The sequence below is a fragment of the Chryseobacterium sp. D764 genome (genome assembly GCF_019317325.1).
GTDB lineage: Bacteria > Bacteroidota > Bacteroidia > Flavobacteriales > Weeksellaceae > Chryseobacterium.
The window spans coordinates 1,426,764-1,440,087 of sequence record NZ_CP079219.1 but is presented as its reverse complement, the minus strand read 5'-3'; the positions used below and the strand labels follow the sequence as shown (position 1 = coordinate 1,440,087).

General features: G+C 35.6%; 13 protein-coding genes. 11 read left to right on the top strand and 2 right to left on the bottom strand.

What is annotated here, in order from left to right; translation table 11 throughout:
* Positions 1-10 precede the first annotated feature (10 nt).
* The 7 genes from KYG33_RS06590 (at position 11) to KYG33_RS06560 (ending at position 8,328) form a co-directional block, all read left to right on the top strand.
* Entirely contained in the window at positions 11-982 is a 972-nt protein-coding gene (locus KYG33_RS06590) for a WG repeat-containing protein (protein WP_232538972.1), read from the top strand.
* A gap of 198 nt (positions 983-1,180) precedes the next feature.
* Complete coding sequence (locus tag KYG33_RS06585; RefSeq protein ID WP_219072894.1) at positions 1,181-2,212, top strand: YhcG family protein; 1,032 nt, start codon at positions 1,181-1,183, stop codon at positions 2,210-2,212.
* A gap of 26 nt (positions 2,213-2,238) precedes the next feature.
* Complete coding sequence (locus KYG33_RS06580) at positions 2,239-5,934, top strand: phosphoribosylformylglycinamidine synthase (RefSeq protein ID WP_077416396.1); 3,696 nt, start codon at positions 2,239-2,241, stop codon at positions 5,932-5,934.
* Complete coding sequence (locus tag KYG33_RS06575; RefSeq protein ID WP_219072893.1) at positions 5,915-6,328, top strand: ribonuclease inhibitor; 414 nt, start codon at positions 5,915-5,917, stop codon at positions 6,326-6,328. Before KYG33_RS06580 ends, KYG33_RS06575 begins: the two co-directional genes overlap by 20 nt.
* 366 nt (positions 6,329-6,694) lie before the next feature.
* Positions 6,695-7,324 (top strand): SGNH/GDSL hydrolase family protein, encoded by a 630-nt coding sequence (locus tag KYG33_RS06570; RefSeq protein ID WP_219072892.1) that lies wholly within the window; start codon positions 6,695-6,697, stop codon positions 7,322-7,324.
* Positions 7,324-7,656 (top strand): gamma-glutamylcyclotransferase family protein, encoded by a 333-nt coding sequence (locus tag KYG33_RS06565; RefSeq protein WP_077416403.1) that lies wholly within the window; start codon positions 7,324-7,326, stop codon positions 7,654-7,656. Before KYG33_RS06570 ends, KYG33_RS06565 begins: the two co-directional genes overlap by 1 nt.
* Before the next feature lie 213 nt (positions 7,657-7,869).
* Positions 7,870-8,328: a GyrI-like domain-containing protein gene (locus tag KYG33_RS06560; protein WP_077416405.1), complete on the top strand. Its 459-nt coding sequence runs from the start codon at positions 7,870-7,872 to the stop codon at positions 8,326-8,328.
* Between the two features lie 81 nt (positions 8,329-8,409).
* Here KYG33_RS06560 and KYG33_RS06555 read toward each other — a convergent pair whose 3' ends face one another.
* Both KYG33_RS06555 and KYG33_RS06550 read right to left on the bottom strand, forming a co-directional pair.
* On the bottom strand, positions 8,410-8,865 hold the full coding sequence (locus tag KYG33_RS06555; protein ID WP_077416407.1) for a lipocalin family protein: 456 nt from the start codon (positions 8,863-8,865) through the stop codon (positions 8,410-8,412).
* A 50-nt stretch (positions 8,866-8,915) separates the two neighbouring features.
* Positions 8,916-9,302: a diacylglycerol kinase family protein gene (locus KYG33_RS06550; protein ID WP_180564011.1), complete on the bottom strand. Its 387-nt coding sequence runs from the start codon at positions 9,300-9,302 to the stop codon at positions 8,916-8,918.
* 334 nt (positions 9,303-9,636) lie between these two features.
* Here KYG33_RS06550 and dnaN point away from each other — a divergent pair, with 334 nt between their 5' ends.
* The 4 genes from dnaN to KYG33_RS06530 all read left to right on the top strand — a co-directional run bounded on the left by dnaN (position 9,637) and on the right by KYG33_RS06530 (position 13,278).
* Positions 9,637-10,767, top strand: a complete 1,131-nt coding sequence (dnaN, locus tag KYG33_RS06545) for a DNA polymerase III subunit beta (protein ID WP_077416411.1) — start codon at positions 9,637-9,639, stop codon at positions 10,765-10,767.
* Positions 10,768-10,872: 105 nt separating this feature from the next.
* A complete protein-coding gene (locus tag KYG33_RS06540) occupies positions 10,873-11,706 on the top strand; it encodes a M23 family metallopeptidase (protein ID WP_219072891.1) in 834 nt (277 codons plus the stop codon).
* Between the two features lie 60 nt (positions 11,707-11,766).
* Positions 11,767-12,597, top strand: a complete 831-nt coding sequence (locus tag KYG33_RS06535; RefSeq protein ID WP_219072890.1) for an AraC family transcriptional regulator — start codon at positions 11,767-11,769, stop codon at positions 12,595-12,597.
* Positions 12,598-12,660: 63 nt separating this feature from the next.
* The gene (locus KYG33_RS06530) at positions 12,661-13,278 is read left to right on the top strand and encodes a DUF417 family protein (RefSeq protein WP_219072889.1); all 618 of its coding nucleotides are present in this window, start codon (positions 12,661-12,663) and stop codon (positions 13,276-13,278) included.
* Positions 13,279-13,324: the final 46 nt, after the last annotated feature.

The window sequence follows — 13,324 nt, the reverse complement described above, 5'->3', positions numbered from 1 at the left end:
CCCAATTAATATGAAAAAACTACTGGTAACCATTTTATTGACACCAATCATATCCTTTTCTCAGGGTAAAGACGATTTGCATTATTTTAAATCCAAAGACTCTCTGGTTGGAGTAAAAAATAAAGCGGGAAAAATAATTGTTCCCGCGCAGTTCAAAGTCTTTTCATACCTTAAAGATGGAGATCCTGTAGAAGGAGAAACCATTCTTTTTGATGGGGATAAGGAAGGGGAAAAACCGGAAAAAAATGCCTGGGGAAATGTATATGATAGAAAAGGTACATTCCTTTACAAGCCTTTCCTGTATGATAATGGACCGGATTATTTCTCTGAAGGACTGAGAAGACTGGTTAAAAATGGTAAAGTAGGATTTGCAGACCGAAACGGAAAGATTGTGATTCCGGCTGAGCATGATTTTGCTTCACCTTTTAATTATGGATACGCCGCATTTTGTGATGGCTGCGATTGGGAGAAAACAAATGACGAGCACAGATCCATTGTAGGTGGAAAATGGGGAGTCATGAATACCAAAGGACAAACCGTTCAGCCTGTTGCAAAACGATCCGGTAATGAAGTTGAAATTGATGGCAAATATTATCTGAATCCATTTCAGTATAATGAAAAAGAAAAAAACATCCTTCAGTTCTTTGAAAAGCAGAAGAAAAAACTTTCAGATCTTTATTATGTAAACTTTTACAATAAGTTATCTGAAAATGAAAAGAATCTGTTTTTTGAAATTGTAGAAAGACCAAAAGAGAATTTCCCGTATTATCAGGTAAATACCTATAATCACAGAAAGAAGGACCTGGATATGCTTTACCGTTTTAAGTTCCTGGTTTCAGAAGATGGCAAAATATTTTATGCAATAGGGGATTTTAATGAAAAGAAGATTTCTTTTGAAAACTGGCTGAAAGAAGAAATAAAAAATGCGGAGGACTATCAGAAAGAACATAAGGATAATCCGAATAAATTTAGAAACAAATAAATAAAATTGGAAATTCCAGGACTCAAATTTGAAGAAGATAGACTTATTCCTTTAAATTTGTACGGAATAATGGTTGAAGGGAAAATCTCTTTCAAAATTTTCCAATAGAGACGGATTTAAAGAAAGAAACTTTAAGTTCAGAAAAGTAAAAAGAAAAATAAATTTAATATTAAAAATCTGATATTTAATTTTTAAGTGATGTTACAAAATCAGAACCATCAACAATTAATTACCGATCTGAAAGAGCTGGTTGATAAGACTAAGTATCAGGTTGCGGCTCAGGTAAACTCGGCAATGGTGGTTTTGTACTGGAAAATCGGACAAAGAATAAATGAAGATGTTTTAGGAAATAAAAGAGCGGAGTATGGTAAAGAGATTATTTTTCAAATTTCTCAACAACTTATTTTAGAGTTTGGAAATTCCTTTTCTGAAAAAAATATCCGAAAAATGATGCAGTTTGCGTCTGTTTTTGATGATTTTGAAATTGTCGCATCAGCGATGCGACAATTATCATGGACTCATTTCCTGCTCCTAATCCCCATTTCTGAAGATACTAAAAGAAAATTTTATCTTGAAGTTTGTAAGATTGAAAATTGGAGTGTGAGAACTTTAAGAGACAAAATTAATTCTCTGCTTTTTGAGCGTACTGCCATAAGCAAAAAGCCCGAAGAAATAATAGATAAAGAACTGAAAAACTGGTCTGAAAATAATATTTTAAACCCTGACTTAGTTTTTAAAGATCCCTATTTTCTTGATTTTTTAGAATTGAAAGATACCTTTTCTGAAAAAGATTTAGAAGAAGCCATTATTGTGGAACTGCAAAAATTCATTTCTGAGTTGGGTAGTGATTTCGCATTTCTTTCAAGACAAAAAAGAATCACAATAGATAATAGAGACTACTACCTGGATTTGCTTTTCTATCATAGAAAACTGAAATCTTTAGTGGTTATCGAATTGAAATTAGGCGAATTTGAAGCCAATCATAAAGGTCAGATGGAGCTTTATCTATCCTATCTTAATAAATATGAAAAAGTAGAAGGGGAAAATCCACCCATTGGTTTAATCCTTTGTTCAGGAAAAAATTCTGAACATATTGAACTTATGAATCTGGAAGGGGATAATATAAAAGTAGCAGAATATTTACTTATCTTACCTTCTGAAAAAATTTTGCTTGAAAAATTGCATCGTTCAATAGAGATAGCAAGAAATAAATTTGACAATAAAAAATAAATCTAATATTAAAAATCTGACATCTAATGTCTAATAACAAAAGAATTTTCGTAGAAAAAAGAGGAATTTTCGATGTTGAAAGTCCAAAAATTTTTGATGAAGTAAAAGCGGTTGTTCCGGCAGTTCAAAGCGTGAAAGTATACAATGTGTATGATATTTTCAATTTGAATGACGGAGAATTTGAAAAAGTGGTAAACAATACCTTCGTAGACCCTGTTACTGATATTTTACATACAGAAAACCCATCAAAAGCTGTTCATTTCGGAATGGAGTTTTTGCCCGGCCAGTATGATCAGAGAGCAGATTCTGCGCAGCAGTGTATTGCATTGCTTACAGAAAATGAAAAATCAAAAGTAAGAAGTGGAAAATTAATCGAATTTGAAGGAGTTTCTGAAGCAGATTTGGTTAAAATCAAAGACCTTTTGATCAACAAAGTGGAATCTCAGGAAAAAGACTTATCAATTTTGGATATTCCTGCAGATGAAACCCCATCAAAAGTAATCATTCACGAAAATTTCATCAGTTTCAATGATGCGGAACTAGAGAATTTCTATAACAATCATGGTTTTGCATTAGGGTTGGATGACCTGAAATTTATTCAGGAATACTTCAAAACTGAGCAAAGAAATCCTACGGAAACAGAATTAAAAGTATTAGACACGTATTGGAGTGACCACTGTCGTCACACTACGTTTGAAACAGAATTGTCAGACATTCAGTTTGAAGGTCAGTTCAAACATACATTGGAAACGATCTTCAATGACTATATTGAAAAAAGAAAATTCTTAGGCCGTGAATTAAAGCCAATTTCCCTAATGGATCTGGCAACAGTATGCGGTAAATATTTCCATAAAACGGGGAATCTTGATAACCTTGTCATTTCTGATGAGATCAATGCATGTACTATCCAGATCGAAGCCGAATATGATGGTAAAAAAGAGCCTTGGTATTTATTATTCAAAAACGAAACCCACAATCACCCAACGGAAATTGAACCTTTTGGTGGAGCATCCACTTGTTTAGGAGGAGCGATCAGAGACCCATTATCCGGAAGATCTTTCGTTTTCCAGGCAATGAGATTAACGGGTGCTGCGGACGTTTTGGAGCCGGTTGACAAAACATTACCAGGCAAATTACCTCAGAAAACCATTACAAAACAGGCTGCCAACGGATATTCATCTTATGGTAACCAGATCGGTCTTGCGACGACAATGGTTTCCGAAATCTATGACGAAGGGTACAAAGCGAAGAGAATGGAAGTTGGTTTCGTTACCGGAGCTGTTCCTGTAGACTGGGTAAGACGTGAAAAACCTGAAAATGGTGATTCAATTATTATTTTAGGAGGCGCAACAGGTCGTGACGGAGTTGGAGGTGCAAGCGGAAGTTCAAAAGAACAGGATGAGACTTCAATCCACACCATGAGTTCTGAAGTTCAGAAAGGAAACGCAGTAGAAGAACGTAAAATTCAGAGACTATTCAGAAATCCTGAAGTGACGAAGCTGATCAAAAAATCAAACGACTTTGGAGCAGGAGGTGTTTCTGTGGCAATCGGCGAAATTGCAGACTCTTTAGAAGTAAACCTTGATGTATTACCCTTAAAATATGAAGGATTAAACGGAACTGAACTGGCTATTTCTGAATCTCAGGAAAGAATGGCAGTGGTCGTAGATCCTCAGGATAAAGAAAAATTCATTAAATTCTGTGAAGCTGAAAACATTGTTGCTGTAGAAGTAGCAAAAGTAACAGATTCAGGAAGAATGCAGATGTTCTGGAAAGGAGACAAAATTGTAGACCTTTCAAGAGCTTTCTTAGATACCAACGGATGTTCAAAATCTCAGGAAGTGAAAATCACTCACCTTGAAGACGTAAAAGAAGAAACCAAAGCTTTCACAGCAGAAAACTTCCTGAACATTTTAAAAGATAAAAATGTAGCTTCCCAAAAAGGACTGCTTGAAATGTTCGACTCTTCAGTAGGAGGAACTACAGTAGCAATGCCTTTAGGAGGAAAATACCAGCAGACCCTGATGGAAGGAAGTGTGCAGACATTACCTGTTTTAGGAGCAAAAGATATTAAAACAGTTTCTTTGGCGAGCTGGGGATTCGATGCTGAAATTTCAAAACAAAATTCACTGTTAGGATCATCTTACGCTGTAGTAGAGAGTGTGGCGAAGATTGTAGCGATGGGAGGTGATTACAAAAACATCAGATTAAGTTTCCAGGAATACTTCGAGAAACTAGGACAAAACCCGGAAAAATGGGGTAAACCTTTAGCTTCACTTTTAGGAGCTTATGATGCACAGATCAATTTGGGTCTTGCGGCTATCGGAGGGAAAGATTCCATGAGTGGAACTTATCAGGATCTTAATGTTCCGCCAACCTTGATTTCTTTTGCATGTGCCAACGGAGATAAAGAAAATATCATCTCTCCTGAATTAAAAAATGCTGGAAATAAATTGTATTTCTTTAATCATATTGCTCAGGAAAGCGGACTTCCGAATTATAATGCTTTAAAAGAAGTTTTTGAATTCATTTTCGAAAATATTAAAGCTGGGAAAATTGTTTCTGTGAAAACAGTGAAAGAAGGAGGTCTTGCAGTAGCTTTAGCAAAAATGAGTTTCGGAAACAGATTAGGTGCTGAGATCAATGCTGATGAAAACGTTTTATTGGCTAAAAATATCGGAAGCTTAATCATTGAAGCAAAAGAAGAATTAAGCTCAGCTGCTCTTCAGCTTATTGGGGAAGTAAAAGATTCAGGGATTGTAAAAATCAATGGTCTTGAATCCAATATCGTAGACCTTGTATCTGCCAATACAAATACATTCGAGAACCTTTTCCCGACAGTAGAAAAAGAAAAGATCACGGTTGAAATTGATGAAAAATCAAACTCAATCCATCCAAGAAATATCATCATTAAAAAACACGGAATCGCACAGCCGAAAGTGTTTGCTCCGGTATTCCCGGGAACCAACTGTGAATATGACACGCTGAATGCATTCCAGAAAGAAGGTGCTGTAGTTAGCAGCCTGCCTTTGATCAATATCAACCACAAGTTATTGGAGGAAAGCATTGATGCATGGGTAGAAGAGATCAGAACCTCTCAGATTCTGGCATTCTCAGGAGGTTTTTCCGCAGGTGACGAGCCGGACGGTTCTGCAAAATTCATTGTTAACGTTCTGAAAAACGAGAAGATGAAAAATGCAGTTCATGAATTATTAGACAGAGACGGTATGATCATCGGTATCTGTAACGGATTCCAGGCTCTTGTTAAATCAGGATTGCTGCCTTACGGAAGAATCAAAGATTTGGATGAAAACTCTCCGACGTTAGCTCACAATGCCATCAGAAGACACATCTCTCAGATGGTAACGGTAAGAGTGGTGAATGATGAAAGCCCTTGGTTAAAAGGAATGAAAGGTCAGACTTTCACCATTCCGATTTCCCACGGAGAAGGACGTTTCATGGCTTCAGAAGAAGAAATCAAAAAGTTATATGAAAACGGACAGATTGCGACTCAGTACATCGATTTCGATGGAAACATTGCTCACGGAATGCCGTTCAACCCGAATAACTCATTATTCGGAATCGAAGGTGTCACCAGCCCATGTGGAAAAATCTACGGAAGAATGGGACACCCGGAACGATTTGCTGAAGGCCTCATGAAAAATATACCAACCGCGAATTATCACAATATATTCAAAAACGGTGTTGAATACTTCAAATAATAATACAAGAAAAATGATCGTCATCCATGGCGGTCATTTTTCGTCTTTAGCTGGTTTCTACAAAGAAATTTCCAATGTTCTGATGAAGGATGTGGATTGGAAAGTAGGAACGCTGGATGGCTTTGATGATATTCTCTACGGTGGTTTCGGAGTATTTGAAAACAAAGAAGAAATTGAAATCATCTGGAAAGAATCACAGAAATCAAAAGAAGATCTTGGCTTTACAACCACTCGTGAATTCTACGAAAACAAAATCAGGCAGGGAAAACCATTCAATATAGAATTGATTCAGCAGAAATTAGATGATTTGAGCGAAGGAAAAGGGCAGACTCTTTTTGAAATCCTGGTGGAAATTATCGAGTCACATAGGAATATTGTGCTGAAGCTGGAATGATGAATAATGAATAATGAGTAATAAGTAATTGAGGAGTTTTAAACCATTAAGAAGAATAAAGATCTTAAGGCTAGTTAAGATGATTCATCCAAGATGAATAAACAGTCTGTTTAAATAATAGCTTCAGCTGTTGCCTTAATAATTCTTCACTCCTTATGAAATCTTAATGGTTGAAATAATTTTATCATTAAAGTTATTACATCAGTTTCATAAAATCAATTTGTTGATTCCTTCTTTGCTCCCTTTACATAGTATATATAACAAAACTTTGCGTTGAAAATCATGCAGATTGAAGAAAAGTATTACTCTTAAACAGTTTTTTCTTAATACTTTTACTTAAATAAAACAGGAAATAATAAGATTTGAATGAAGAAAATTATTTACGGGCTGTTCTTCGGTGACAGCATTACTTACGGGGAATATGACGGCGTTTTTGGAGGCTGGGTAGATATTTTGAAAAGATATGCCTTGCAGCAATTTCACGAAGGAAATGGAGACGAACTCATCTTATTCAATTTAGGAATTGGAGGAGAAACTACAGAAGGATTGCTGAAAAGAATTCCCCACGAACTCAACGCCAGAAATTCAGCTGACGGAAACATCATTTTTTTAAGCCATGGAGCCAATGATCTTGCCGTAAAAGAAGGTGTGCAGATCGTAGACCCTGAAAAATTTAAAAGCAATATGAGTGCTGCCATCGCATATGCCAAAGAATTTTCCAACGAAATTTATCTTGTGAGCATTCTCCCTTTCTCTGAAAAAATTGATGGAGTGGTAGTAAGTTCCGGTAAAAAAAGAATTAACGAAGATGTTGTTGTATATAATAAAATACTTAAAGATCTTGCAGCAGAACATTCACTGGGATATATTGATTTTTATGCTGCTTTTCTGGAAGATAAAGAAATTTTATTATCTGCAGACGGAGTACATCCCAACGAAAAAGGCTATGGAATGATGGCTGAGGTTGCCATCCCAATCATTGAAAAATATTTATAATGGCAAATTTATTTTCTTACGGAACTCTGCAGAAAGAACAGGTACAGCTTGAAACCTTCGGAAGACTTTTGCAAGGTGAGAAAGATGTTTTAACAGGATATAAACTGAACAGTCTAGAAATTACAGACCCTGAAGTACTGCGGAAAAGCGGTCAGAAATACCACCCTGTCCTAGAGTTTTCAGGAAACGATGACGATCAGATAGAAGGAGTGCTTTTTGAGGTAACAGAAGCGGAAATCCTACAGGCAGATGAATATGAAGTGGATGACTATAAAAGAATTGAAACTGTTTTTAAATCCGGGAAGAAAGGATTTATTTACGTCGGAAAATAGTCATTGCGAGCAAAGCGAAGCAATCTCAATAAAAAGTTAGTAATTAAATATTCAATAGGAGTGGGTTATTATCCTGAGCGTAGCCGAAGGGAGCCCACCCTTTCCATAAAACACAAATCCACGGCTTTAGCCAAAACTTAAAATACACCAATACTCCTGACATACCCTTGTCACAACCTGTCCTTATATTTGTCCTACAACAAAAATCAAGAAATGAATAACGTGAAAGTGGAACCTTTTAAGGTCATCGGAATCTCAGTAAGAACAACCAATGAAAATGAGCAGGCAGCAAAGGATATCCCTGTATTATGGGAAAAAATGATCAATGAGGATATTCTCAATTCAATTCCGAATAGGATAGATAAGACCATTTATTCCATTTATACGGATTACGAAAAAGACCATACAAAGCCTTATACAACAGTTTTGGGATGTAAAGTGGAAAACCTTGACAATATCCCTGAAGGAATGGTTGGGTATTCTTTTGACGGTGGAGATTACGTAAAATTTACCACAAAAGGAGACCTTTCAAAAGGGTTGGTAATCAATGAATGGTTGAAAATATGGGAAATGGACCTGGGAAGAATATTTACAGCTGATTTTGAAATCTATGGAGAAAAAGCACAGAATCCGTCAGATGCGGAAGTTGATATCTTAATCGCGGTGAAATAAAATCAGAAAGAAAATATAGACTGGTCAATAATAAAAGCCTGCCACATTCATATGGGCAGGCTTTTATTATTTCACTATTGATTACTTATATAAAATATATTTTGTATAATCATTAATTCCATCGTTGTTATGATCTTCATTATCAGTCACAAGGAAAATGAATTTGTTAGCAGAAAGTTCAAGTACTTTTGCCGTATTATTTCCTATTGTAATGTCCATATTCGCAGAAGAATAGGTATAACTAAGAGTAGCTTCAGCCTTTTGACATTCGGAATTCACACTGTTATAGTCTGTCATATAATATTTCCCATCATTTTTGAATTCATAAGTGCTCTTCTTCTTGCAGTCATCGGGAGCATATTCTTTTATAACCGTTGTTTTATCAGTGCCGGAAACGGTATATTCAGTTTGTATTTTCCATGTTCCGATAACATTACTTGTAGTATTTCCATTGTTGTCAACAGGTAAAGTATCGCTGTCGTTACTACATGATGAAAGAAGTACCAAGCCCAGAACTCCTGTCAAAATCTTTTTCATAAGTTAATTTTTCGCGAACATAATAAAAAATATTCAGAAGTATCTTGAATTTATAAAAACAGGTGTTTTATTGTTCTTATCAATCTTAAAATATATTTTCCATACACCAGAATCCCAACAATCACTGAGGCAGTGGCTGTTAGCACAACGGCTCCTGCAGCAATATCTTTAATAAAGCCAATTCTTTTGTCGTAATCAGGCTGGATGATATCACAGATCTTTTCAATAGCCGTATTGAAAATTTCAGCACTTAAAACAGCAAAAGAAGCAATAAGAACCAATGCAGCATCTGTACTGCTTAATTTGAAATAAAAAATAAAGAAGAGATTGACGAAGAATGCCAGCAGCTCAATCTGGAAATTTCTTTCCGTTTTTATCATCATGAAAACACCCCGGAAAGCATTGAGAAAACTTTTATGAATGGGAGGTTTTTGCATGATTCTGAAACTTTTCAGACAAAGATAGGATTTGTATTTTGATTGGTATGAATTATCTTTTATATTCGAAACAGGATATTATCAAAGAAAATAATCAATATTTACCCTCTTTTGCCTCCAATACCGATGTTTTAAATACGTTTTGAAGAAAAAAAGTACAAATAGAAATTCGGATAAGGTGAATATTTTAATGAATATTACAAGATCAAAAGAATTTTAAGCATAATATCAAGGCTCAAAACAGATTAAGGATATTTGTGAAAAACTCCTCCATATTATTCTTTTCTTTATTGTATCTATTTATTATATTTGTAGAAACTTATTTTATAAATCTATGAAATTTATTATTTCAAGTGGTGAACTGCAGAAGGCGTTGCAAACTGTAAGTGGCGTAATATCAAGCTCTCAATCGAGACCGATTTTAGAAAACTATCTTTTTGAATTAGACGGAAATAATGTTACCATTACAGCATCTGACGGCGAGACAACTCTTGTTACTTCTCTGGAAGTAAAGTCTGATGATACAGGTAAATTTGCTGTTCCTGCTAAAATTTTTCAGGATTTTATCAAGACATATGGCGAACAGCCTCTGACATTTGTTGTAAAAGACAATGCCGAAGGTACGGGAAGCCAGCTTGAGATTTTAGATGAAAAAGATAATTTCGCAGTAGCATTAGACAATGCTGATGATTATCCTGAATTGCCGGAATTTGACGCTTCACAAAGTGTTACAATGCCAGCTGGAGTTTTGTCTGAAGCTTTGACGAATACCCTATTTGCTACAAGTAATGATTCTCTTCGTCCGGTAATGACAGGAGTTCTTTTCCAGTTTGGAGAAAACGAAACCAATTTCGTATCTACAGACTCCCACAGATTGGTGGTATACAAAAGAGCTGATCTGATGAATGCTGAGCCGATGGAGTTTATCATGCCTAAAAAACCTCTTAACATTTTCAAAAATATCCTGGCAAGTTCCAACGAAGACGTTACGATCGACTTCAATGAGAATATGGCCAAGTTTACTTTTGATAAACATATCTGGATCTGTAGACTGATCGATGGTAAATATCCAAACTATACAGCGGTAATTCCAAAAGAAAATCCAAATGTATTGACGATCAACAGAAACCTTTTATTAGGAGCGATCAAAAGAGCATCTATCATGTCCAACAAATCTACCAATCAGGTAAGATTCAAGCTTTCCGGAAATATTCTTCACCTTCATGCAGAAGATACTGAATATGCAAACAAAGCAGACATGCAGATTCCTTGTGACTACAACGGAGAAGATATCAATATCGGATTCAGCTCTAAATTTTTAACTGAAATGCTGACGATTTTAGGATCTGACGATATCACTATGAAAATGTCTCAACCTAACAGACCAGGGATCATTGAACCACTTGACGGTCTTGAAGAAAATGAAAATATCCTAATGTTATCAATGCCGGTTATCGGGTTGTAATAGTAAGATAACAAATAATAGAAAGCCGGATTTTTCCGGCTTTTTTTGTAATCCCGTATTCCTTTCCTACACATAGTTGTAGTAAGAAAAAACATTTTAATAAACATGAAAAAAATAACAATTCTTATTGTACTACTACCATCTATTGCTTTATTTTCACAAAATACTATTAAGGTTTATCATGAAAAAAAAGGGGATACTTTAAGCCTTTATGCGGATAATCAGGCAATTTATCCAATGTCCTTAGTGTTTGCAGGAGTTCCGGAAGTAGAGAATATGAAAATTCCTAAACCTTTTAAAACAACTCAGGTGATTCCTGCAAAATCGGTGAAAAATAAGATAGGCTTTTTTGTTGTTGCAGACAAAATGAAAAGCTGGAAGGTGAAAAATATCCCAGGTTATATGATGTATATCGGAGATGTTACATTAAAAAATTACGATAAAGATTATCACTATGATTTACCTTTTAAAAAGGGCAGATCATTTAATATTTATCAGGGATATAATGGAACTTTCTCGCATCAGAATGAAAATTCTTTAGATTTTACAATGCCCGAGGGAACCGAAGTCGTTGCTGCGAGAGACGGACTTGTAACAGATCTGGTAAGTACCAGTAATATTGGATGTCCAACAAGAAGTTGTGTAGATAAAGCAAATTATATCACTATTTTACATCCGGACGGAACCTTTGCACAATATTACCATTTAAAGCAAAACGGAGTCAAAATACACATTGGGGATCAGGTGAAAAAAGGAGATGTTATTGGGCTAAGCGGAAATACAGGTTGGAGTAAAGGCCCTCATTTACATTTTGTATGCTATCTTCCAAGAGTAGAAAATGAAAAATATAGGGAAACTCTCAAAACTCTTTTCAGAACAGGGAATGGCAGTAAAGGCGAGTATTTGACAGAGAAGAAAACCTATTCAAAAGAATATTAGATAGTGTCAAATCATTTCATTTATAAATTATTTGATTGATTCGTGTTTAAACAGTATATCATGGAAATAAAAATACAGTCTTACCACACCTCAAATCTTCCGTCAGAATTTACCACTGAAAATTACAGTGTTGTTCTATGGAAAGGTTCCGGTGTTTTCTCCGTGGATGATATTAATTATTCTTACAGCGGATACAATATACTGTTTCTTTCCCCTTACCAGAAGGCTAAATTGGTTTCAGAATCTGATGAGACTATTCATGTCCTTTTCTTCCATGGTGATTATTACTGTATAGAATATCATAAAGAAGAAGTGGCCTGCAACGGGTTTCTTTTCAATAATATTTACCTGAACCCGGGGGTTGAACTGTCAGAAGAAAACTATAACTATATTCTCGAACTTTTTAATCATATCAAAAAAGAAGAATCCGAAAAGCATCAGTTTTCAGAATCCATTATCAAAACTTATATACAGCTTATCCTTGCCATTGGAAGCAAACAGAAAAGCAGTATTGAGAATAGTATGCTTTCTCAGGATAAATTACCCAATAAAAATGCTGCTGAATTTCAGAAACTGCTGGAGGCCCATTTTAAAAATGAAAAGGAGCTGTCATTTTACAGTGACAGATTGAGCATAACCAATAATACACTAAGCAAGGCTGTAAAGAAAGAATTTGCAAAAACACCTACTCAGCTTATCAACGAAAGAATCATCCTGGAATCCAAAAAATTGCTGCATTTAACCTATAGGTCTGTAAAGGAAATTGCTTCAGAGCTGGGATTTACCGACGAATTTTATTTCAGCAGGTATTTTAAAAAATCGGTAGGATGTTCCCCCAAAAAATATAGAGGGCAAGTAGGAATCTCTGTGGTGGCGAAAATGTCCATGTAATGTCCTCAAATATCTATGTTAGGGCTGTAAGCGCGTGAATACCTTTGTTAAAAAATAAATCACATGCAAGACAACAGACTTTACCACCGCTTATTACAATTGGATACGTACTTTTTCAATTTTCTCAGAATTTCAGTTTTTATCGTTATGGCCTGGATTGGAGGCTTGAAAGCATTTCATTATGAAGCTGAAGGAATTGTCCCTTTCGTTGCCAATAGCCCTTTGATGAGTTTTTTCTACAAAAATGCCGGGAATAAAGTTCTTAATGAAGACAAAAAGCTTGTTGCAGAATATACCCTGTACAAAAATCCGGAAGGGAAGGTTATCCGGAAAAATATTGATTGGCATAAAGAAAACAGAACATATACATTTTCTTATGGTTTGGGGGCAATGATCGTAATAATCGGACTTTTGATGCTGCTGGGGATCTGGTTTCCTAAAATCGGAGCAGTGGGAGGTGCTTTAACGTTTTTGATGTCATTGGTTACCCTGTCATTTTTGGGAACCACTCCCGAAGTGTATGTGCCGAATCTGGGTGGAGATTATCCGACTCCTCAGTTTGGATTTCCCTATTTGTCCGGAGCAGGACGTTTGGTCTTGAAAGATATTATCATGATGACCGGAGGGCTGGTACTATTTTCTGATAGCCTGAAGAAAGTAATGAGACCATCTGACCAATAGATTCATCAATCAGAAGCGGAACTATTAATGAAAATTAATTATCTTA